Source organism: Sphingobacterium sp. HSC-15S19, assembly GCF_050433745.1.
Taxonomy (GTDB): domain Bacteria; phylum Bacteroidota; class Bacteroidia; order Sphingobacteriales; family Sphingobacteriaceae; genus Sphingobacterium; species Sphingobacterium siyangense.
Map to the genome: position 1 here is coordinate 68,489 of NZ_JBNPWQ010000017.1, position 23,693 is coordinate 92,181.

18 protein-coding genes are annotated in these 23,693 nt (G+C 41.2%); 11 read left to right on the forward strand and 7 right to left on the reverse strand.

Annotated elements, in window-relative coordinates; translation table 11 throughout:
- The first annotated feature begins 45 nt into the window (after positions 1–45).
- Both L1283_RS15295 and rny read left to right on the forward strand, forming a co-directional pair.
- The gene (locus L1283_RS15295) at positions 46–336 is read left to right on the forward strand and encodes a cell division protein ZapA (protein ID WP_046675831.1); all 291 of its coding nucleotides are present in this window, start codon (positions 46–48) and stop codon (positions 334–336) included.
- Between the two features lie 355 nt (positions 337–691).
- Positions 692–2,245: a ribonuclease Y gene (gene rny, locus L1283_RS15300; protein ID WP_286850826.1), complete on the forward strand. Its 1,554-nt coding sequence runs from the start codon at positions 692–694 to the stop codon at positions 2,243–2,245.
- Between the two features lie 121 nt (positions 2,246–2,366).
- On the opposite strand, the gene L1283_RS15305 is transcribed toward rny, so the two are convergent.
- Positions 2,367–3,020 (reverse strand): HAD-IA family hydrolase, encoded by a 654-nt coding sequence (locus tag L1283_RS15305; RefSeq protein WP_286850828.1) that lies wholly within the window; start codon positions 3,018–3,020, stop codon positions 2,367–2,369.
- Between the two features lie 141 nt (positions 3,021–3,161).
- Between L1283_RS15305 and L1283_RS15310 the strand changes: the two genes are divergently transcribed.
- Entirely contained in the window at positions 3,162–3,689 is a 528-nt protein-coding gene (locus L1283_RS15310; protein WP_286733645.1) for an Mpo1-like protein, read from the forward strand.
- Positions 3,690–3,832: 143 nt separating this feature from the next.
- Here L1283_RS15310 and L1283_RS15315 read toward each other — a convergent pair whose 3' ends face one another.
- A complete protein-coding gene (locus tag L1283_RS15315; protein ID WP_145327466.1) occupies positions 3,833–5,158 on the reverse strand; it encodes an ABC transporter permease in 1,326 nt (441 codons plus the stop codon).
- On the reverse strand, positions 5,151–6,086 hold the full coding sequence (locus L1283_RS15320; protein ID WP_145327465.1) for an ABC transporter ATP-binding protein: 936 nt from the start codon (positions 6,084–6,086) through the stop codon (positions 5,151–5,153). The genes L1283_RS15315 and L1283_RS15320 overlap by 8 nt, the downstream gene beginning before the upstream one ends.
- A 305-nt stretch (positions 6,087–6,391) precedes the next feature.
- Here L1283_RS15320 and yihA point away from each other — a divergent pair, with 305 nt between their 5' ends.
- The 3 genes from yihA to L1283_RS15335 all read left to right on the forward strand — a co-directional run bounded on the left by yihA (position 6,392) and on the right by L1283_RS15335 (position 9,650).
- Positions 6,392–7,021: a ribosome biogenesis GTP-binding protein YihA/YsxC gene (gene yihA, locus L1283_RS15325; RefSeq protein WP_075991997.1), complete on the forward strand. Its 630-nt coding sequence runs from the start codon at positions 6,392–6,394 to the stop codon at positions 7,019–7,021.
- 17 nt (positions 7,022–7,038) lie between these two features.
- Entirely contained in the window at positions 7,039–7,893 is an 855-nt protein-coding gene (locus tag L1283_RS15330; RefSeq protein WP_120334694.1) for a UbiA-like polyprenyltransferase, read from the forward strand.
- Between the two features lie 80 nt (positions 7,894–7,973).
- Positions 7,974–9,650: a PNGase F N-terminal domain-containing protein gene (locus L1283_RS15335; protein ID WP_145327464.1), complete on the forward strand. Its 1,677-nt coding sequence runs from the start codon at positions 7,974–7,976 to the stop codon at positions 9,648–9,650.
- 76 nt (positions 9,651–9,726) lie between these two features.
- Here the strand turns inward: L1283_RS15335 and L1283_RS15340 are convergent, their stop codons facing one another.
- On the reverse strand, positions 9,727–10,185 hold the full coding sequence (locus L1283_RS15340) for an Lrp/AsnC family transcriptional regulator (protein ID WP_046675839.1): 459 nt from the start codon (positions 10,183–10,185) through the stop codon (positions 9,727–9,729).
- A 160-nt stretch (positions 10,186–10,345) separates the two neighbouring features.
- On the opposite strand from L1283_RS15340, the gene L1283_RS15345 reads away from it, so the two are divergent.
- Together L1283_RS15345 and L1283_RS15350 are read left to right on the forward strand one after the other, a co-directional pair.
- On the forward strand, positions 10,346–11,413 hold the full coding sequence (locus L1283_RS15345; RefSeq protein ID WP_088161060.1) for a PLP-dependent cysteine synthase family protein: 1,068 nt from the start codon (positions 10,346–10,348) through the stop codon (positions 11,411–11,413).
- Between the two features lie 99 nt (positions 11,414–11,512).
- Positions 11,513–13,198, forward strand: coding sequence for a protein-disulfide reductase DsbD family protein (locus tag L1283_RS15350; protein WP_145327463.1), 1,686 nt, complete (start codon positions 11,513–11,515; stop codon positions 13,196–13,198).
- A gap of 229 nt (positions 13,199–13,427) precedes the next feature.
- On the opposite strand, the gene L1283_RS15355 is transcribed toward L1283_RS15350, so the two are convergent.
- The 3 genes from L1283_RS15355 to L1283_RS15365 all read right to left on the reverse strand — a co-directional run bounded on the left by L1283_RS15355 (position 13,428) and on the right by L1283_RS15365 (position 18,278).
- Positions 13,428–13,628, reverse strand: coding sequence for a hypothetical protein (locus L1283_RS15355; protein ID WP_145327462.1), 201 nt, complete (start codon positions 13,626–13,628; stop codon positions 13,428–13,430).
- A gap of 71 nt (positions 13,629–13,699) precedes the next feature.
- On the reverse strand, positions 13,700–16,222 hold the full coding sequence (locus L1283_RS15360; RefSeq protein ID WP_088161063.1) for a DUF5686 and carboxypeptidase-like regulatory domain-containing protein: 2,523 nt from the start codon (positions 16,220–16,222) through the stop codon (positions 13,700–13,702).
- 376 nt (positions 16,223–16,598) lie between these two features.
- Positions 16,599–18,278, reverse strand: coding sequence for an RluA family pseudouridine synthase (locus L1283_RS15365; RefSeq protein ID WP_145327461.1), 1,680 nt, complete (start codon positions 18,276–18,278; stop codon positions 16,599–16,601).
- A 339-nt stretch (positions 18,279–18,617) separates the two neighbouring features.
- Here L1283_RS15365 and L1283_RS15370 point away from each other — a divergent pair, with 339 nt between their 5' ends.
- The 3 genes from L1283_RS15370 (at position 18,618) to glgB (ending at position 23,660) form a co-directional block, all read left to right on the forward strand.
- Positions 18,618–19,091: a Dps family protein gene (locus tag L1283_RS15370; RefSeq protein WP_145327460.1), complete on the forward strand. Its 474-nt coding sequence runs from the start codon at positions 18,618–18,620 to the stop codon at positions 19,089–19,091.
- A 148-nt stretch (positions 19,092–19,239) separates the two neighbouring features.
- The gene (locus tag L1283_RS15375) at positions 19,240–21,699 is read left to right on the forward strand and encodes a glycoside hydrolase family 31 protein (RefSeq protein ID WP_145327459.1); all 2,460 of its coding nucleotides are present in this window, start codon (positions 19,240–19,242) and stop codon (positions 21,697–21,699) included.
- 2 nt (positions 21,700–21,701) lie between these two features.
- Positions 21,702–23,660, forward strand: a complete 1,959-nt coding sequence (gene glgB, locus L1283_RS15380; RefSeq protein WP_145327458.1) for a 1,4-alpha-glucan branching protein GlgB — start codon at positions 21,702–21,704, stop codon at positions 23,658–23,660.
- The last annotated feature ends 33 nt before the right edge of the window (positions 23,661–23,693 follow it).

Sequence of the window (23,693 nt, forward strand, 5' to 3'; positions counted from 1 at the left end):
GTGTTATCGGATTCAAACTAATACAACGTTAAAAAGCTCAAAGAAATGGGAGAGATTTCCATAAAAATAAATATCGCAGATCGTGTTTATCCCCTTCGGGTGGAGAGCGCGGAGGAAGAAGTAATTCGACACGCTGCGAAATTGATAAATGAAAAAGTAAAGGAATTGCAGGAAAACTATACTGTGAGAGATAAGCAGGATTTGTTATCCATGTGTGTATTGCAATTTGCGACGCGTATGCTTAATGCAGAGCGGCAGTCTCAAAACCACGAAGTGGGTTTGGAAAATTCAGTACAGGAACTTGATCAGTTGTTGACGGATTTCTTTAAAAAATAAATTTACGTTCTTTATATTTAGAGCTTAAACGACGAATTTGCCGCAATTAAATTCGGGTTGTCACTATTTTAAACTTAACGCTTCAATATTACAGGCGCAAAAAGATATAGGCCATTTTGCGAAAGCCATCTGGGTCATAATCTAAGCCTAATTATGTAATCACGAAGTTTAATAATACATGAGACCTGTTTAAATTTAATTGCGGTTTTTTTTTTGTCATGAAGTACTGATGCACTTATCGGGATCGCTACTGAGTTGGCGCATACCAAAGGTAAGGGGGCAGGCTGATTGATGATTTTACTGGAATTTGAATATAATTAATAAAAACAAACATAAATAATACAATTATACATACATGGACATCGCAATTTATAGCATAATTTCTCTGATTGTTGGTGTTGTTATAGGTCGTTATCTATTGGTTCTGTTATTTAAAAAACAAGAGCAGGAAGCCAAGGATAAGGTAAATAGCATACTGAAAGATGCAGAGCAGGAAGGGGAACATATTAAAAAGAAACGCCTATTAGAGGCCAAAGAAAAGTTCCTTCAATTAAAATCTGAACACGAAAAGGAAGTCAATCAACGTAACAATACCATCAACCAAAAGGAAAATACGTTAAGACAAAAAGAACAGTCAATTAACCAAAAGCTTGAAAACATCAATCGCGATAAGCAAGATGTGGATACCAAGAAAAAGCAATTGGATAAATTGGTTGAACTGAATGAAAAGAAATCTGAAGAAGTAGAAACGCTCAAATTACAACAGATTAAGCAATTGGAAAGTATCGCTGGCGTCACTGCTGACGAAGCAAAAAATCAATTGGTGGACTCGTTGCGCGAAGAAGCCCGCTCACAAGCGATGATTCAAATCAAAGATATTGTGGATGAGGCCAAATTGACGGCGACTAAAGAGGCGAAAAAGGTTGTTATTCAGACCATCCAACGTACTGCTACAGAATCTGCAATCGAAAATACGGTTTCAATTTTCAATATCGAAAATGATGAAATCAAAGGTCGTATTATTGGTCGTGAAGGTCGTAATATTCGTGCATTGGAAGCTGCAACAGGCGTAGAAATCATTGTAGACGATACACCTGAAGCAATTATCCTATCTGGTTTCGATCCCGTACGTCGCGAAATAGCGCGTTTGGCTTTACACCGTTTGGTAACAGATGGTCGTATCCACCCGGCACGTATTGAAGAGGTTGTTGCTAAGACAAGGACGCAAATAGAGGATGAAATCGTTGAAATTGGTGAACGTACCGCGATCGATTTGGGAATCCATGGTTTGCACCCCGAATTGATTCGTATGGTAGGGCGTATGCGTTACCGTTCGTCTTACGGACAGAATCTTTTACAACACTCGCGTGAGGTAGCTAATTTTGCAGCAACAATGGCGGCAGAACTAGGTCTGAATGTTAAACATGCGAAACGTGCTGGATTACTACACGATATAGGTAAAGTGCCTGATGATAATCCGGAGTTGCCACACGCTATTTTAGGGATGCAACTTGCAGAGAAATACAAGGAACACCTTGATGTATGTAATGCAATTGGTGCTCACCATGATGAGATCGAAATGACTGCCTTAATATCTCCGGTTGTTCAGGCTTGTGACGCGATCTCTGGTGCACGCCCGGGCGCACGTCGTGAGGTTGTGGAAAGTTATATCAAGCGCCTAAAAGAGTTGGAGGATTTGGCTTTATCGTATCCTGGGGTTGAGAAAACCTTCGCGATACAAGCTGGCCGTGAGCTACGTGTCATCGTTGAGAGTGAGAAGGTGTCTGATGCACAGTCGGAAATACTAGCTGCTGATATCTCTAACCGTATTCAAACGGAAATGACTTATCCAGGGCAAATTAAAGTAACTGTAATTCGTGAGACAAGATCAGTGTCTTACGCAAAATAGATCCTAAGGATCCATTATAAAAAAAGCTCCAAACATTTTGTTTGGAGCTTTTTTTATGCAATTCTACACGTTTTTCCTTCAACTTGATCATTTCAGCCATTCCATTCTCCAAAGGATGGACTTAATATCGGAAAAATTCCATCAGATCTGTCACCGTAGCCAATAGATAGGTCGGATCTTCCTGTTCGAGTTCGGCTTGGCTACCATAGCCATACAGTACACCAATAGCATCCATGCCTGTTTCTCGGGCACCAATCAGATCATGTTTGCGATCTCCGATCATGAGGCAGTCTTGTGGACGTGTTAACTTGGCCTTTTCCATGACATATTGGATGACACTGGTTTTGGTCGGTCTGGAATCGTCCAAAGCGCTTCCACCCGCAAAATCAAAATAGGTATTTATAGCAAAGTGCTGTAATATTTTGTGGGCGAAAATTTCGGGTTTGGAGGTCGCAAGGTAGATGTTGTACCCTTTTGTTTTCAGCAATGCTAAAAGCTCGGGTATGCGATCAAACAGGATATTCTCATACAGCCCTATGGTTGAAAAGCGTTCCCGATATTTTTCTACACAGGCAATAGCTTCGCTTTCCTCAAATCCAAAGGTATGTATGAAAGAATCTTTAAGGGGCGGGCCGATCAAGGGTTTGAGGCTATTCAGATCTGCTGTATGGATGCCTTTGGATTCCAAGGCATAGGCAATACATTTCGTAATTCCTTCTGCGGGGTCGGTCAGGGTTCCGTCCAGATCAAATAAGATATTTTTGTAAGACTTCATGCTGCAATATTACGGAATAGAATAGGAGTAAGCGAGTTTGTATCTCCTGAAAGCATATAATGACCTGCAGCAGACCAAAAAATAAGGAATATTATCATCTTTAAGGCCTAAGGCATGCCCAATATTTGTTAAATTTGCCGAATGAAACAAAAGAAGAAAGTTCAAGAAGTCGAACCTTTACGTCCCGTAGATAAGTATTTTGCGGAGCTGGATGCTAATTTTCAGGATCCGACCAACCGTCTGATTCAAGCCATCTTTTTACCATTATTGTTTTTTGGTATCATGGGCTGCATCTGGATGATCCCATTTCCACAGTTCGAGTTCTTGGTCAAACTCAATTGGCATACTTTTTTGAATTGGGGCTCTTTCTTCATTGCTATTGTCATTTACTATTATTTAAAGCTGTCTGCAACGTTGTCCTATGCGATATTATTCTCTATCGGGGGCATGAGTTTCTTTATTGTGCAATTGGAATACGCACAAAAGAATGGTGGCCCGGCTGTCATCTGGGTGTGTTTGGGAATCGCATTGCTAGCTATTGCCGCGCTGTTTATCGGTAAGGGAAAGGAAAAGAAGAAAATTACAGGACAGCAGTTTCTACAGTTTTTACTTGTCGGACCGATATGGTTGTGGCATTTTGTCTTTAAAAAATTGAATTTAAGATATTAACTGAGCTGTTTTTAGGTGCTGATTGTACTATTTATAATCGTAGCCTAATCGGGATGCTTGTAGATAAAAGAAAAGGGCCAAATTGCTTGCAATTTGGCCCTTTTTATGTTGCTGTAGTTATGCACAGCTGGTTCAGAATACAGCTAGCTTTTGTAATTGAACCATTTGATGATTTCTTTGAGACTTGCTTTTTTACCATAGATCAAAATACCGACACGATAGATGCGGGCAGCAACCCAGGTCACAAATAAGAAGGTCAGTATGAGCAAGGTCAATGAGGTCAGAATCTGCCATAGGGGTACACCAAAAGGTATGCGAACGAGCATAGCGATGGGAGAGGTGAATGGAATAAAGCTTAACCATGTTGCAATCGGTCCATTGGGATCGTTGATAATGACGCCAAAAGAAAGAATATAGGTCAATAGCAAAGGCATGGTAATGGGCATTGAAAACTGATTGGCCTCTGTTTCATTGTCGACAGCTGAACCAGCAGCAGCGAAAATAGCACTATACAGCAGATATCCGGCAATAAAAAACAGAAAGAAGAAAATGATGACTTCCGTGAAATTAAAGCTTTGGATCGAAGTAAGGATAGAAGCAGAATCATTCTGGGCCATTGCTTTTGATACGGTACTCATATTACCGGCTCCAGGTTGGCTTGCGGCAACCTCCTGCATATCCTGAGGATTGACAAATAGGAGCGTTGCTGTGATAAATAAGCCTCCTGTAAGCACTAGCCACATGACAAATTGTGTCAGTCCAACCATACCGATCCCAACAATTTTACCCATCATGAGCTGAAAGGGTTTGACCGAGGAAATAATGACTTCGATGATACGGTTGCTCTTTTCTTCGATAATACCACGCATTACCTGGGCACCATAGAGAAACAGCGATAGGTATACTAAGATAGCCAAAGCGACACCAAGCCCCATTGCAATGGCTGTATTGCTGTTCTTTTCTTCACCGTCTGCTGTTATTTCTTTTGCATCGATGGTGACTTTGGGTTTAATGGACTGGATAATCTGCAGGTCGATTCCCTTGGCTTTATATTCCTTTTCACGGATGATTTCTTCCAACTGGCCGCTAATGATCTCCTGTGTGACAAAACTTGTCTTGCCGCCGGTAATCAGTTCGGCTCTTTCGCTTGTTAAAATATCTTTTGGAATATAAAGGATCGACTGTTTTCCTTCGCTTTGTGTAAGCTGCGCTTTTTGAGCCTGGAGGTCCAATTTGGATATGGTATAACTTACATTTTTATTGCTTTGGAGTTTGCTGGCAAAGTCGCCTTGCTCATCTAAAATAAAGACTTCGGTGTGCGAATCTTTGAAGCTCTTTTTTGTCAGATAAAACATGCCTGCATACAGTGCGAAAAAGAACAGGGGCACGGCAAAAGTCATGACAATAAAAGATTTTTTCTTGACACGTGATAGGTATTCCCGTTGGATGATAAGTAATATTTTATGCATGATCGTTAGCTGTGGGTGAGACTTGTGTGACTTTTTGGATGAAAATATCCGCCATGGAGGGAACGATTTCAATGAGTTGATTGAGCTGTATTTGGGGTATGAAACGCATTAATACATCATTGATATGGCTGTTGTTATTTAGCTGAATTGTAGTGATGTATGTTTTTTCATTCTTTGTTGACGTGATGACCTCAAATAGGGTGTCGTCGGACAGAAGAAAATTATCTTCGCTTGCTGTATATTCCAATCGATAGGTTTGATTTCGGTATTCTTTTTTAATCGCTTGTACAGAACCATCCAGTATTTTTTTTGATCGGTTGATGAGAGCGATATTATCGCAAAGCTCTTCCACAGTCTCCATGCGGTGTGTGGAAAATATAATGGTCGCACCTTCTTGATTTAAGCGGAGAATCTGTTCTTTTATGATATTGGCATTTACGGGATCAAATCCCGAAAAGGGCTCATCTAAGATAATCAATTGTGGTTGGTGAATGACTGTAGCGACAAATTGTACTTTTTGCTGCATCCCTTTACTCAGATCTTCTATTTTTTTGTCTAACCAGGATGTGATGTCCAGGCGTTGGCACCAATCTCGGATGCGTGTTAAGGCTTCTCGCTTGGAAAGCCCCTTAAGCTGCGCCAAATACAACATTTGATCACCGATTTTCATTTTTTTGTACAAACCCCGCTCTTCGGGTAAATAGCCGATTTGAGCAATATGCTGTGGGCCCAAGGGTTCGCCATTAAACAGAATTTCGCCGGAATCGGGGGCGGTAATTTGGTTAATAATACGGATCAGGGATGTTTTTCCCGCCCCGTTTGGCCCCAATAGCCCAAAAATCTTACCCTTTGGGATTTGAATGGATACATCGTCCAATGCACGGTGATTGGCGTAATCTTTGGTGACATGATTGATTTCGAGTAACATCTATTTTAAGGTTTAATTTATTCGTTCTTTGGGTTTTTAAGAACATTGCTTTTTTTCCAAAGACTGACGTTTATTTATGTAGTTAGTATCTTGTACGGCTGAATTGTTACAGCATCCCTGAAAAATTTTATGCATATTTTCGCTTCGGAATACGTTTATTCGTTTGACTAATCGTTTGTAGTGAAAGTTAAAAATAATTAGGGACATTTTATTATCCTGCCCATAAAATCGGAAGTCGAGCTTTTTTATGGAATAGAAGCCGTACAAATCTTGTCAAAGGGATTCATTTAACGTACCTTTGTTCCATGGAAGTGAAAAAAGCCGAATTCGTGTGCAGTAACACGAGAGTTGACAAATTACCTGCACCTAATTTGCCGGAATATGCGTTTATCGGACGTTCAAATGTCGGTAAATCATCGTTGATCAATGCAATGACCAACAAGAAAGGACTTGCCAAGACCTCCCAAAAACCTGGTAAGACGCAGTTGATCAATCATTTTATCATCGACGATACATGGTATTTGGTGGATTTGCCAGGTTATGGTTTTGCTAAGGCCTCTAAAACAAGTCGTAATGAATGGGAAAAGTTCATCCGGAGATATCTTACCCATCGGGACAATTTGCAATGTGTTTTTGTGTTGGTGGATAGCCGTCATGAACCACAAAAGATTGATCTTGATTTTTGCTATTGGTTGGGCGAATGCGGTTTACCATTTATGTTGGTTTTCACCAAAGCCGATAAGCAATCGACTGTTAAATCCGATGCGAATATTGCGAAATTTAAAAAATCATTGCTCCAATGGTTTGAGGAGGTGCCGCCGATTTTCCTAACGTCAGCGGAGAAGAAAATGGGTCATGAGCCTATTTTAGAAGCTATCGATGAAGTTAATGGCCGATTTGTTCGCCCTGAACTCGACGGAAACGAACAGTTTTAGCTAGATTTTAAGTTCAGATGAAAAAATACTTGTCCTTAGTTTTATTTGCCCATAGTGTATTTGCATTGCCATTTGCCTTTATTGGCTTCTTTTTGGCATTGCACACAACGGACTATGCCTTTTCGTGGAAATTATTGGTTTTGATGCTCGTTTGTATGGTGACGGCCCGTAATGCTGCCATGGCATTCAATCGTTATCTGGATAGAGATATTGATGCCATTAATCCAAGAACGGCCATGCGTGATATTCCTGCCGGAAAAATTTCCGCTAAAAATGCATTGGTTTTTACGCTGGTAAATTGCCTGATTTTTATTGCAGCGACGTATTTTATCAATTCTCTTTGCTTTATGTTGTCGCCCATTGCACTTTTTGTCGTGCTTTTTTACTCCTATACAAAGCGCATAACACCCTTATGCCATCTTGTATTGGGAGCAGGGCTGGGATTGGCTCCAATAGGCGCATATATGGTTATTACAGGTCAATTTGCGACCGTTCCGGTACTTTATGGTTTCGCTGTGTTGACCTGGGTGAGTGGCTTCGATATTATTTACGCTTTGCAGGACGAAGCCTTTGATCGGGCAAATCATCTTAATTCTATACCCGTGTGGTTAGGAACGAAGGGAGCTATGCGCGTTTCGGAATGCCTGCATGTGTTTTCTTTTATATTTATTTTAATACCAGCATTTTTGATGCCGGTAGGCTGGATTTATTATTTAGGTGTGGCCTTTTATGGGGCATTGCTGATTTACCAGCATACCCTGTTTTCATCGACTAATTTAAGTCGGGTCAATCGCGACTTTATGACAACAAATGGTTATGCCTCGGTGATTTTTGCGGTATTTTACCTCTTGGATATCTGGTTGATCAAATAAACGTTTTAGCATAAAATAAGAAAGGCTTTAGGAATTCCTAAAGCCTTTCTTATTTTTGCATCTAAACCAATACACATGCTATGAAGAAAAGTATTCTTTTTAAGTCTATTTTATGTTTGTCATTGTCTTCGCAGGCGCAAAAGCTGTCGAATTATGTCATTCAATATAATCAAAGTTTCAATGGGAATACAGCTGCCAATCAAAATGCCATTCTAGTCTATGCCAATGAAAAGGAGACTTTTGTTAGTTCGGCAAAAGAAATGAACGGACAGTTGGCGCCGCCATACGAACGGGTTGTGGTGGAGCGTTCTGGAGGCAATGCCTTACTTAAAATTGCTAAACTCAAAGACGGATCAATCATTCTAACCAAAGATTCGCTCGCACTTTCGAAACAAAAATTTAACGCCACAAACGAGACTAAAACAATCTTGGGCTATCCCTGTAAAAAAGTGGAGACGAGCATCAATTCCAATAAAATAGAAGTTTGGTATACCGATAAATTAGGGGTCAAAGGTGCACCCACGGAACTTGGTCAGGACCTTGGTTTGGTACTCGAGGTAATCCGCAATGGGAATACACGTACCTTTGCCACCAAAGTAGAAAAGGTAAAGACTATACCGGATCAACTGAGGCTGAAAGGAACTGAAAAACCTTACGATGAACTTTCCTATAAAGATCTTATCTGGAAGAACCGTTTTATCCAAATACCTGTTTTTCGGAAGGAGAGTATACGTTTTTCGGATGGTGTAAAGTCGGATTCTATTTTGCGTTTTGCTAATGGGACAGTTTTGGTAAAAAAGGTGAAAATCCCAAAAATAAAGACAAGCGACAATGTATTTGTGCAGTTGGTCGAACAATCGAAAGGTGATGCCTATGATCGTACTGGATCAGTTTTTATCATCCCCACCAACAAGGCGCAGAGCTTTTTGGATGGCATGAAAAATGGTATGGGTACCCTTCCTAAGTATGAAAATGGCAATGGTAAAGCCTATCAAGGGGTTGTAAAAACAGCATCCTTTGAGCCTATTGTTGAATTGATGCGTTTCTTTACACCTTTTGGTGTTAAGCAGTTTAACTATCTTCAGTTAAAGGATAAGGTTTGGCAAGACTCGGTGCTGTACCGTCAGGACGTAACCGAATTGGCCGGTATGTTGAGCGAGCAGGAGGTCTATGTGGGTGCCTTCATTGGTAACTATGATAAAAATGGACATGAGGTGAGTGTGGAGCTGACGATACATCCGGGATTCGATGCCGAGTCAAAAGGCAGTCTGAAAAAGACGATGTCTTTATTTACGACGACCAATGTCATGGAAATGGGCGGTCAGGAGTACGGATCTATGTTTGATAAGGAGAAAGGTCTTACTGTTTCATTTCATTTGGACCAGGATGCTAAAAATGTGCAATTACGCTACATTACCACAGGGCATGGAGGCTGGGGCAATGGTGATGAGTTTGTGCCTAAAGAAAACCGCATTTTCCTAAACGATTCATTGCTCTTTAAATACACCCCTTGGCGCAATGATTGCGGTTCGTATCGTTTATCGAACCCCGCTTCAGGCAATTTTGCTACAGGGCTGTCTTCATCCGATCTGAGTCGCTCCAATTGGTGTCCAGGTACAGTAACACCGCCGATCTACATTGATCTGGGGGATTTAAAAGCTGGAGACCATACGATGCAGGTACAGATCCCACAGGGAGCGCCTGAAGGAACAAGTTTCAGCAGCTGGAATGTGACGGGTACCTTGTTATTCGATTAATTAGTTTTTCATTGCTGTCATGTGCAATAATGCTATTGCACATGACAGCAATATTCCTTCGTTTTTAAGACAAAGATTAAAGGGGGTAGGCCGTCTCGCTTTTTGTCTCCGATAATACAAAGTAGGTCTGTACGGTGTTTACTTGAGGTAATACGGCCAGTCGATGCCGCAGAAAAATATGATAAGCATCCATATCTTTGGTTGCTATACGTAACATAAAGTCGTAAGAGCCTGCCATTTGGTAACATTCCATCACTTCCGGGAATTTAGCCACCTCTTTTTCGAATTCATTCAATACTTCAAACGTATGCGCCTTGAGAAAAACCTGGGAAAATGAGATTAACCCAATGCCTATCTTGTGGCGGTCCAAAATTGCCACCGTTTTTTTGATGTAACCCAACCGCTTTAGCTTTCTAACACGTTCATGAACAGCTGCAATAGATTTGTTGAGTTCAAAGGATAGGGCTTTGTTACTCATTGAGGCATCTTGCTGTAGGAGGCGCAATAATTTTACATCGATTTCATCCAATTCCATAATCTGAATATTTTCGGTACGGCTGTAAAAATACGCTATTGTTCTGAATTATTTATTGGTTTTTATGTCTTTTAATTTAATTTTTATTGAAATTATGATGATGTATTGAATATTATCTTGTCAATGGTCAATTTTGCAACAGAATAATCATTTATAAGAAATGGCTGAACAAGAATTATTAAGTGCGTGTCTGTCACCTGCATTGGACAAGAGATTCAAACATCTGTGGCGATTAGTTGGAAATACACCGATGTTGGAACTACAGTATACTTACAAAGGTAAACCGGGGCGAATTTTCGTGAAATGTGAGAACTACAATCTGACCGGTAGCATTAAGGATAGGATGGCTCTTTATATTCTATACAAAGCGTATATGAATTGTCAGATTCGCCCGACTGATGTTGTTATTGAAGCCACGAGTGGAAATACAGGGATTGCTTTTTCAGCAATCGGCAAAGCGCTTGGTCATCAAGTAAAGATTATTATGCCTAACTGGCTGAGTAAGGAGCGTACCGATATTATTCGAAGTATGGGGGCGGATATTCAGTTGATAAGCAAGGAGGAAGGTGGTTTTTTAGGAAGTATTCGTTTAAGTGAAGAGCTTGCTGCAAAGGGCGGTGTTTTTCTTCCACGGCAATTTGAGAATCAATATAATGCCGAAGCGCATGAGAAAACTACAGGTTACGAGATTGTAAAGCAACTGGAAGAACAGGGCTTAGTTGCTGATGCTTTTGTTGCTGGTGTGGGAACTGGTGGTACGGTAATGGGTGTGGGTAGAAGCTTAAGAAAAGTAAACCCAAATGTTCGTGTACATCCGCTGGAACCGGCAGAAAGTCCAACTTTGACTACAGGACATAAAGTAGGTTCACACCGTATTCAGGGAATATCGGATGAGTTTATTCCTGCTATTGTGGATTTAGATGAACTCGATACTGTCGTTTGTGCGAATGATGGTGATTCCATTATCATGGCGCAGAAACTATCGCGCCAGTTGGGATTGGCTGTTGGTATCTCTTCGGGAGCAAATGTAATCGGAGCGATTAAATTACAACAGGAGCTGGGTGATGAGGCTGTCGTGGTGACGCTACTTTGTGATGATAACAAAAAATACCTAAGTACTGATTTGGTGAAAGACGAGCCGGTAAAAGAAGGATATCTTTCTACAGACGTTGATTTTTCGGGTTTTCAACCGATCTGTAGACTGCCAAATCCGGTATTTGGCGCTTAAAAAGATTTAGTTTCATATGTTTATAGTTAACTCGGGGAGTCTCTAGCTCCTCGGGTTTCATTTATTCAAAAACCAATATATACCTAAGAATAACACAAAATGAAAGTCAATTTCAAATTATTTATCCTTCTCATGTTGCTGATAGCGCCTGTGGCCATGTTTGCTCAAGCGGATACAACAACAAACAAGTTGGAGGGGCTTGAGTTTACGGATGGTACGATCAGTCCCGATTCACTATCTTTTGAGGAATCTCCGGATACCGTTACCGTAAAGGCCGACTCGAACAAGACCACAGTAGCGGCAGTAGCAACAGGTGAAAAAGCTGCTGGGGCAGAAAAGAAATCATTGTGGAGTATCTTTATTGCAGGCCTTATAGGCGGTTTTGCAGCATTATTGATGCCTTGTATTTTTCCGATGCTACCCCTGACGGTGAGTTATTTTACGAAACAGTCGGGAAGTCGTGCCAGTGGTATCAGTAAAGCCCTGTTGTATGGATTATTTATTATTGTGATTTATGTTGCTTTGGGGATGATTATCACGATCGCATTCGGATCTGATGCACTCAATGCGCTTTCGACTAACGGCATATTCAACTTCATTTTCTTTTTGTTGTTGGTTGGATTTGCGGCATCTTTTTTTGGTGCATTTGAAATTACTTTACCAAGCTCCTTTGTCAATAAAATGGATGCCAAATCAGATAAAGGTGGTTTGGTCGGCTTGTTCTTTATGGCCTTCAGCTTGTCATTGGTTTCATTTTCTTGTACAGGACCGATTATTGGGACGTTGTTGGTTGAGGCAGCTTCGAAAGGGGAAAGATTAGGTCCAGCAATTGGGATGTTGGGATTCTCCATTGCTCTAGCCATTCCTTTTGGTTTGTTCGCCATGTTTCCTTCCATGCTTAAATCCTTGCCGAAATCCGGTGGTTGGCTGAATAGTGTAAAAGTAGTATTGGGATTTTTGGAACTCGCTTTAGCATTGAAATTTTTATCCAATGTCGACTTAGCTTACCACTGGAATTGGTTGGATAGAGAGGTGTTCCTGTCGCTATGGATTGCTATTTTTGCTTTGATGGGTCTATACTTGATTGGCAAGATAAAGTTCTCCCATGACAGTGAGCTGAAATTCCTATCTGTTCCCAGAACGATCTTGGCAATTGTTGTTTTTTCTTTTGTGGTCTATATGGTGCCCGGTTTATGGGGAGCACCTTTAAAATCGATTTCTGCTTTTTTACCACCATCGGCAACACAAGACTTTGATCTTTCTTCGGGTGTAAGCTCTGGTGCTGCTGCACATTCAGACGGGAAGGTGAAAAAATATGCTGAAATTTTTCATGAAAGAGGCACGCCAAAAGGATTTGATCCTTATTATGATTACGACCAGGCATTAGCTACGGCTAAAGAATTAAACAAGCCCGTTTTAATCGATTTTACGGGTTGGAATTGTGTCAATTGTCGTAAAATGGAAGCGAATGTTTGGACAGACCAAGCGGTGGCCAAATTATTAAAAGAAGAGTTTGTTATGGCCGAGCTTTTTGTGGATGATAAGACCGAGCTGGCTGCCAATGAACAATTTGTTTCCAAATATAGCGGCAAAAAGATCAATACAATCGGTAAGAAAAATAGCGATTTTCAAGCTGCCACATTCGATAGCAATTCACAGCCACTGTATGTAATTGTCGATCCGACGGGCAAAAAACTGGTGCCTCAGAGCGGTGCCAACTACAATGTAGAAGAGTACAAGGCATTCCTGCAAAGTGGTGTGGATGCATTTAAACATAAAAACTAACCATCGTCATATTCTAATTTTATCCTCCTTGTTATGTGCAAGGGGGATTTTTTTTGATAAAATATCGCTTTTTGTGTCTCCAGGGCTTATGCAGTGGGGCTGTCTTCGTATTGTCTTCGTATTGTGTTCGTACCAGCTTCGGACGGGGACAATCTTGCAACATATATTGACCAAACCCTGACCAGATATTTCCTGTTCGGGGTCTGTTCAACAACTGTACAGCACCTGTTCAATATCTGTTGCTTGTCCGAAGCAGGTACGAAGCAGGTACGAATCTTTCCCCGAACCCTACCTGAGGTGAATGTGCCGCCCCCACCAAATAATCCAGGCTTTTCGCCGTCGCAGCCTTCATATCCGTCACTACCATTTTATTTTCCAACTTATCCTCCAGGTGGCGATGGTGGTGATGGAGCTGATGTTGCGGAAGCATAAGGCAAAAAAAGAAGCCCTGTCATTTGTATGAACAGAGCTTCAAATTATACTATAAATTTATGGAAACTATTAGAAGTCAAATTTGACCCGAGCACGAATACCCCAGGCTGGTGCATCGACGTGATCAAGGTAATTTAGACGTTTTACGTAGTCTACACGTAATATTTTAAAGATGTTGGATAGACCGATACTAGCTTCCATATAAGGTTCTGAACCGAACGTATAGGAGCTTTGTGTGCCATCCGCATTGTGCTGCCAAGTGAATACCTTTGAACCATAGTTAGGGTCGTCGGGATTGTTTTCTTTACGCAGTCCACCGTATACTCCTTTGAAGCTAAATACCTCACGTAATTTAAGTTTTTTGATCAACGGAATCTTGTTCAAAAGGAAACCGTTCATATAATACTGCACGTTCAATGAGGCATTATGATCACTGACAAACTCAAGGAAGTTCATTAAGTTGTATGAATTTAATTGATAAGCATAGGTCTGATTGGCACGATGGATCGTCAAGAAAGGGAAAGGGATCTCTTTACCGGCAATATAATTTCCTTCTGCGGTCACGTCGGCATAGCCAAATTGACTCAAATAAAAGCGTTTGAATGCACCAAGATTAAAGTTGTGGTAATTGTACTCACCCTTCGCTAATCCTTTGATACCAGCGGTATAATTGAACGTGAAGATCGGATATTGATTGAATATAGGTGTCCGGTAAATCTTTCCTTGATAAAACTCTTCATGAGGAGCGTATCTGAAATTTACAGACACTTCGGTCGAGTTCAGTTCATTGAACAGTCTACTTTCATTGTTGGCATCAACCATTTGGTAAGTCAGACTTCCAGCAGGTGTTTGTCTGTTGATATTGAAAGCAGCGCCAATAGCCAGGTGATTTAAAAATTCTTTTTTATACTCTAAGCCATAATTTGTCTCATAGATGTAACGGTCGTTATCTCCGCGTTTGAAAGATAGCAAGAAGTTGTCTTCTTGAATAAATTCCAGTTTTTGTCCAGGAATCTTCGTATCCTTTTTATAAGAGGCCCTGATGTAGTGCATCGGGAAGGAGTATACTGATTTATTGTTGAACGCATAAGTTCCACTGAAAAAGTATTTCCATTTCTGATCTTTAAAACCATAGGCCGCATAAGTTTCAGCATAGAAACGCTTGCTTAACGATTCTGTCGTACGTCCGCCGACACGTAAACGGAAACCTTCTACGGGGTTAAAGCTATAGAATGTATTGACTGGGCCGATTTCAACTGGGCCAGCCTGTTTGTATCCTGACAGCAATAACGCGGCGATATCCATGAACGAACGGAATGAAGGGATCTTTTGTAATGTATCAATATTATGATAGATGTTCAGTTCGTTTTGCGCAAGGGCAAGCGGTCGTTGTGTTTCAAATAAGGATTTTGTCGCTTTCTTATTTTCGACGTTATAGGCAATAACCGTAGACGGACCATCATAGGTACTATCAGGTTGCTGAATGCCGACTTTGTAATTGTTGTAATCCACTGTTCGGCTTCCACGTATCCCCATGCCTTTTTCCGTTAAAGAAAAATCAATACCCAGGGTGCTTGTTTTTAGGTAGAAGCGACTTTTGCTGTCTTTCTCAAATTTAAGCTGTATCTGAAGGTCACGGACAAAGTTTAGATTAATGTCATCAGCAACAGTCATATTGGCGCCCTGCACGGCATAATTGCCGTCCAAGGTAACGTACAGTTGACCTTTGAATAACATGTCCGCCTTGTTGCGTGGAAAGAAGCTTAATTCGACCAACCAAGGTTGTACAGTCTTAATCGTATCCGTAATAAAAAACTTATAAAAAGTAGGTGCGGAGTTTGCAATCGGACTTAAGAACTGATTGGTAACCAATGAAATGTTGTTGTCATAAATATCAACTTGTTCGTACAATTTATTGAAATAGGCTGTCAGACCATCGTTGTCAATAAATCTTGGATCAAATTGTGCACGTTGGTCACCAAGGATATACTGTTTGGTTTTGCTTGGATCTTTACGGTAATATACCTTGGACATTTTTTCTTCAATGAAAGCAGGCAAAACATATTTGTTGGCAGTTTTAGCCGAGTCGTCCGTTTCAAAAAGAAATTGATAGTTTTTGAATATTTTTTTATTGACAAATTTCTCCGATAGATTGCTTAATCCTAAAGACATCTTCTCGTATTGGTCAAATTCAGCATATTGTTGCCCTGAAAGTCTGTTTTTTTCCTTATTCTCGATGACTTTTCGGATCAATGCGACAGCAGGATTATCTTTGTTGCTGTATTTTTTCTTTTTGGCCTTGACGACAACTTCTTCCAGCATGTTGTCCTGTTGATCCATCAGAATTTCTTTTGTTTGCGTGGCATCATTCGTAACAAAAGCGTCTTTGCTGTCATAACCAATGTAACTTGCTCTGATTTTTACATAAGATGTTGGAAAGACAAGTTTGTATTCACCATTTGCATTGGTCGATGTTGTGGTTCCAGCAGAAGCCGGTGCGCCAACAACGGCTACGGTAGCATAGGGTATAGGATTCTTGGTCTTTGCATCTCTAACGGTGCCGGTTACGGTTTTGTTTTGGGCAAAAGCCATAGACACCGTTAGCACGAGCGTTATCGAAAAAAAGAGTTTAGTTATGAAGGTTGTTGCGTTTATTTTAGCTCTCATTATATTGCTATAATCTTGAAAATTCAAAATTGTTTTCCTGTTTCTACTTTATTTTTGACTTTATAGGTATTAAAATCAAAAAATCAGTGAACAAAGGAAACAAAAAATTAAGAATAATTAAAATTTTATTGTAATGTAATAAAGGAAAGTAATTGAATTACATTCCCGTGTAAACAGTTGTTTTTTAATTATTTATGTTAAATTATTGATTTGGGTCAATAAATTTTGCATTACATTTTGACTTGGCGATGATTTTCCGCTGCTTTATTTACTGACTTTTGTAACGATATAGTCAGCGCTATCAAAAATCTGGCTCGATTTCGAAGGTTATTTCTTGCTTGGAACGAGGATGAATAAAGGTAATTGAAGCTGCGTGGAGGTGTAATCTATTGGCTTTTCTGCCATAGAGATCGTCACCAACAATAGGTGTATTTAGGCCATTTGGATGGACGGCATGCATGCGAAGCTGATGGGTGCGGCCAGTCAAGGGGTAAAACCTGACCCTCGTTTGATTATTTGCTATCGCAATTTTTTCCCATTTTGTCTGCGCTGGCTTGCCATAAGTGTAGCAGACCATTTGCCGGGGTCTATCATCCAGATCTACGCGAAGTGGGAGATCGATCAAACCTGATGCGGCTTCGATAATACCATCCAGTAAGGCAATGTATGTTTTTTTGATGGTATGTTGTATAAATTGATCCTGAATAAATTTATGCGCCTCTTTGTTTTTGGCAACAACCAACAAGCCGGATGTAGACATGTCGAGGCGGTGGATAATAATCGGTCCCGCATTTGGGTAGCGTTGAAGAATACGGTTGTAGACCGAATCCTTTACATATATTCCGGGGACAGACAGAAATTCGGCCGGTTTGTTGATAATGATGATATCCTCATCTTCGTAAATTTGAGGAAGTGCTATATCCAAAGTCGTTTCCTGTTGCATGGGATTGGGATCTACGACCAAGCCTTCGAGCATATACCCTAAAATCGGTTCACATTTTTTGCGGCAGGCAGGGTAGTAGTTTTTGTGCCTGCGTATTTCAGATGCAGGTGAGCAGCCCCACCAGAATTCGGCCAGAGCAAGGGGTGTTAACTGGTTTTCATAAGCATATTGCAGCAATTTTGGCGCTGCGCATTCCCCCGATCCGGCAGGCGGTGTTGTGCGGTCAAATTCATCGAATATGCCGACTACATTTTTGTGTTGCCCTTTTGCATTGCGAAAATTATATTGTTCGAAAAGCTGTTTTTGAAGATTTCCTGAGCGCATTTTACGTTCCTCTTTTAGCGCAGTAATCGTCGATAGCAACTGGTGTAAATGGTTACTTTCTGTCTCCAGGGCCAAATGCATTTCATATTGAAAACGTTGAAGCTGTTGTTTGTCTTTTAAACTCTGGCTCCGCATGTCTTCCATCAATAACTCGTACTCCGCATCCGATAAAGTGACCTTCAATTTTGTACGGGTTTCTTTGCGTTCCTTCTTTTGAATTCTCAATTTCGATTTTAGTTCATCGAGTGATTTATCCCATCCGTTTTTTAATAGACCAAGATTACGTTGGGCGTTTGCCAGCTCTTCACTTGCTTCAAGATTTTCTATTTTTCGGTTCAGCGCATTGAGATGCACCTCTTCGTTTAGGAAAAAACTGTTTTCTTCCAACATATCGAAGATGGGAGGTACAAAATGCCGGTGTTTGTTGCTTCCGGCCAGTTTTCCCGAAACAGCGGCAAGGTAGCCAAGCTCATTATGTTGGTTTCTGACAACCAGTACACCGAACATTTTTCCAATAGCGAGTCCCTCCACGGCGGAGTCTAGGCCAAAATTGTGGGTCCAATCGCTTTGGGTTTCGATGTAGTATTGGAGTTCTTGTGCGGCAGTGACGGCAAGGGGGTGCGGTTCATAGCAAAATGGAAAAGTAAATCGTATCGGAAGTTCAATAGCTGAAATATCCTGTTTGAATTGATGAAAATATGTATTGTTGTCCATTTTGTCCGCAGCGCTCCCTCAAAATAAAGATGTTCGCAAAAATACAACATTATGTGCTTTAAATAATAGCTTGATCGATTTTTGTTTAAAATGTTTCGTATATAAGATACTGTTTAGGTTTAATTGCTGTCGACAAAGATCAAGGTCACTCCAGCTTCGGTATTTTCATTTTTTCGGTATAGCAAACCCTTTGCAGCTATACGATATACAAGTCGGTTTTGGCATAATGGGTTGAGGTAACTGTTGTGAATTTGAGTGGCTTTTTATTTGGTTTTTACCGCATTTTTGGGTAAATTTAACTAAGCATTTAAAACATATAGTTAACAAAAGATTATACATATGAAAACTTCAATTGGAATTAAAGATGCGGACTTGAAAAAAGTTGCAAAGTTGCTAAATGTGCTGTTGGCAGATGAACACATTATCTACATGAAAACGCGCAACGCGCATTGGAATGTAGAAGGTGCGGATTTTCATGCTGCTCACTTATTTTTGGAATCACAATACGATGAACTAGCTGAAGTGATCGATGAAGTAGCAGAACGTGTACGTACTTTAGGGCATTATGCGGTAGGTACGTTTGATAAATATTTGAAATTGACTCGTTTAACGGAGTCTGCTTCAGAAAAAACCGACAGTCAGTCCTATTACAAGGAATTGTTGGCTGACCATGAATCTATAGCGATGTCAATTCGTGCCGATATTTCCGTGGTTGAAGGAACTGCAGATAATGGTACGGAGGACTTTTTGGTCGGATTATTAGAAAAGCATGAGAAGATGGCTTGGATGCTTCGTGCGCATTTCATTAAGTAAGCTGTAGAACTTTATCCACAGGTATTGAAAAAAATCCCGTCTATCCCGATAGGCGGGATTTTTTTTTGTGTTTTGTTGTCAGCGCAGGATTAATTTTCTATCTTAAAGAGGAATTAAGCCTTCAGAAACTTTTTAACATATTACAACTATGCTTGAAGACGACAACCTAAATCAAACCACACTAAATGAGGAGGAAAATGATGGTACTTTGGAGAGTATGCATCATGTGAATAATCCGGTATTGGATTTACCTAAAATTGAAAAGAAATACCTTGAAACCATAGTAGCCCACAATCAAAACGATAAGTCCTATTATTTTTCTGACGGCAAAGCCAAGGTAGAAATTAAGATCGTCACGGACGAGATCGTCAGGGTTCGGCTGGCTCCACAAGGGACTTTTTTGGAGGATTTTTCCTATGCCTTGGCCAAGAAAGATCATCGTGTTAGTATACATCAATGTAAGGAAGAGACTGACCATTATCTGGTTCATACGAATACAATTTCTTGTAAGATCAATAAGAATGACTTTTTGATTTCTTTTGCTGATCGTTCAGGGAAGCTGTTTAACGCTGATTTGGCACCGATGCACTGGGAGGAAAATCCCGATTTTGGAGGTTACTATGTATATAGCACGAAAGTGGCCTTTGAAAATGAAGCTTTTTATGGACTTGGGGACAAGGCGACTAAATTGAATCTGAGAGGTAAAAGGCTTAAAAACTGGAATTCAGATACCTATGCTTTTGCTTACGATCAAGATCCATTGTATAAAACTATTCCATTTTATATCGGCTTAAAAGATGGTGAGGCCTATGGGATTTTCTTTGACAATACCTTTAAAACGTATTTTGATTTCGCTGCGGAAGATCCGGGAAAAACAAGCTTTTGGTCCGAAGGCGGGGAACTGCAGTACTATTATATCCATGGTCCGCATATTATCGATGTTATCCGTCGTTATCATACGTTGACAGGTACGCATTACCTGCCACCCTTGTGGGCAATTGGCTACCACCAGTGTCGTTGGAGCTACTATCCCGAAGCGAATGTCCGGAAGGTTGCTGAGGAGTTTCGGAAGCGACAGATTCCATGTGATGCTATTTACCTAGATATCGATTACATGGAAGGATACCGCTGTTTTACCTGGAATAAACAGTATTTTCCTAATCCTAAAAACATGATCAGCGATTTGGCCAATGATGGTTTTAAAACCGTGGTGATGATCGATCCGGGTATTAAGGTTGATGAGAACTACTGGGTGTTCAGGGAAGGAAAAGAGAATAAATATTTTTGTCGTCGAGGGGACGATTATTTTATGGAAGGATTTGTATGGCCCGGACGTTGTCAATTTCCTGATTTTACCAATCCGGAGGTTCGCCAATGGTGGGGCACATTATACCAGGGGCTTGTGGAAGATGGTGTTGCAGGCTTCTGGAACGATATGAATGAGCCGGCGGTATTTGGCCGCGGAACATTCCCCGACGATGTACGTCACCAATACGACGGCCATCGGGGGTCACATCGTAAGGCACATAATGTCTATGGCATGCAGATGGTCCGTGCTACCTATGATGGCTTAAAGAAATTGTATAAAAATAAGCGCCCATTTACCATTACCCGAGCGGCTTATGCGGGTACACAACGCTATTCGTCGGTTTGGACCGGCGATAATCTGGCGAGTTGGGAACACCTCAAGCTGGGAACCTTGCAATTGCAGCGTCTATCGACTTCGGGGATGTCCTTCTGCGGAACAGATATCGGTGGATTTACGGGCGAACCCGACGGCGAGTTATTTACGCGATGGATGCAATTTGGCGTTTTCTCGCCCTTTATGCGTGTGCATTCTGCCGGCGATACCCGCGATCGTGAGCCCTGGAGTTTTGGGGAGAATTGGGAAAAGATCAATCGGAAATTTATCGAACTCCGGTATAAGTTGTTGCCGTATATCTATACCTGTTTTTGGGAGCAGACCAAGTATGGTTTTCCAATATTACGCCCGATTTCCATGGTCGAGCAGCATATACCGACCAACTGGCAACGTGAGGAGGAATTCTGTTTTGGGGATAAAATATTGGTGTCCCCGGTATTGCAGCCAGGACAAAAAAGCAAGATTGTCTATCTACCCGAGGGCACTTGGTTCTATTATTTCAATAATGAAATCTACGTGGGCGGTAAGGAACATACGGTCGCCACGCCGATTGATGAAATGCCGATTTTCATTCGCGGGGGATCTGTTATTCCTGAATATCCGGTGATGCAATATACTGGTGAAAAGAAAATTGAGGAGCTACAGCTCAATGTTTACTTCGCTGAAGGAGTAACCCGTTCGTATGTGTATTCAGATCATGGCGACACCTTTGCGTATGAACAAGATATCTATCTTGAAAAATGTTTTACGGTTTCAGGGCTCAAAGAATCCTTGTCGATCAAACAAACCAGAGATGGGCTTTTTACAGAGCGATACGAAGAATATAAACTACAGTTGATCGGCCTGCCTTTTCAAGTAAAGAAGGTGAAGACCGATGGTATTGATACGAAAGTACAAGTAGATGAAAAGGGGCGGTATTGGATTAATGTCGCACGAGAATTTGATAACATATTGATAGAAGGTTAAACATGGCCAATGAAGTAATTCCGCATAGTCTCTTTTCTGAATTTGATGTGGCCTTATTCCAGTCGGGTAAGCACTTCAAATTATATGAAAAGTTCGGTTCGCACGAACTGGAAGTCAACGGTGAAAAAGGCGTTTATTTTGCGGTTTGGGCTCCAAATGCAAAATCCGTCTCCGTAACCGGCAACTTCAATTTTTGGGATAAGGAGCATCACGCGCTCTTTGTGCGCTGGGATGGTAGCGGAATCTGGGAAGGGTTTATTCCGGGGCTTGGCAATGGAGAGACATATAAGTATGTTATCCAGACCTATACTGGTGAGCAACTCGAGAAAGGTGATCCTTTTGCCTTTCGGTGGGAAGTTGCTCCAAAGACTGCTTCCGTTGTTCATTCGACCTGGTACGAGTGGCAGGATAAGCAATGGATGCAGGAGCGTGCCGTTAAAAATAGGCTGGATCAACCCTGGTCGGTCTATGAGGTACATTTAGGGTCCTGGTCGCGGGATCCGGAAAGTCCGGATACTTTGCTCAACTACCGCGAAATCGCCGTGGCACTTGTATCTTATGTGAAGGAAATGAATTTCACGCATGTGGAGTTTATGCCTTTAATGGAGCATCCCTATTATCCTTCTTGGGGATACCAGATAACAGGTTATTTTGCGGCAAGTTCGCGTTATGGATCGGCACAAGATCTCATGTATCTGATTGAGGAGCTGCATGCCGCCGGAATAGGCGTATTGTTGGATTGGGTTCCTTCGCATTTTCCCGGCGATGCACATGGTCTTTATCGCTTTGATGGCACGAGCTTATACGAACATGAAGATCCCAGGAAAGGGTTTCATCCCGATTGGCAATCCTATATTTTTAACTATGGGCGAAATGAAGTGCGTTCTTTTTTGATCAGTAATGCATTTTATTGGTTGGATCGTTTTCATATCGATGGACTTCGGGTCGATGCGGTAGCTTCTATGCTGTATTTGGATTATAGTCGAAATGCAGGCGAGTGGATTCCCAATGAATTTGGAGGAAATGAGAATCTCGAAGCGGTACAATTTTTAAAAGAGCTGAACGAGGCTGTTTACGGACATTTTCCACATGTGCAGACAATCGCCGAAGAATCTACTTCTTGGCCGAGTGTCAGTCGGCCAACGTATGCTGGTGGATTGGGATTCGGAATGAAATGGATGATGGGGTGGATGCATGATACGTTGGATTACTTTAAAGAGGATCCGATTAACCGCAGTTATCATCATGATCGACTCACCTTTGCGACAGTATATGCTTTCCATGAGAATTTTATGCTGCCGTTGTCACATGATGAGGTGGTTTACGGAAAGCAGTCCTTAATTTATAAGATGCCAGGCGATGAATGGCAAAAGTTTGCCAACTTGAGAGCATTATACCTCTTTATGTATACTTTTTCGGGAACAAAATTGCTGTTTATGGGCGGTGAATTTGGGCAGACTTCGGAGTGGAATGTAAACCAATCGCTTGATTGGCATCTTCTGGAGTTTGCGCCCCATCAGGGTATGAAAAGATTTGTAGCCGATCTGAACGCGGTTTATAAAGCTCAACCAAGTCTTTACCAAAAGGCTTTCGATGCTGCAGGTTTCGAATGGATAGATGCCGGTGATCGTGAAAATTCGATTGTGGTCTATTGGCGAAAGGGATTTGACTCCTGGGATGATACGGTTGTTGTACTTAACTTAACGCCCGTTGTTCGGGAACATTTCCGTATTGGTTTACCTTACGCCGGTGAATGGGAAGTGCTGCTGAATTCGGATGATTTGACCTATTTCGGTTCCGGAATACATAATCTGCATATCCATAGTGAGCACCTGCATTGGATGAACCAAGTACAGTCTGCACAACTTCATTTGCCTCCGCTTGGCGGATATATTCTGAAAAGAAAGAGCGCGGTAAAGGAAGTCGATCCAATTAAACAAAGCGATCGTATCCCTGTATAAAATCTTGTTATTAAATCTCATGCTGTAAAAGAA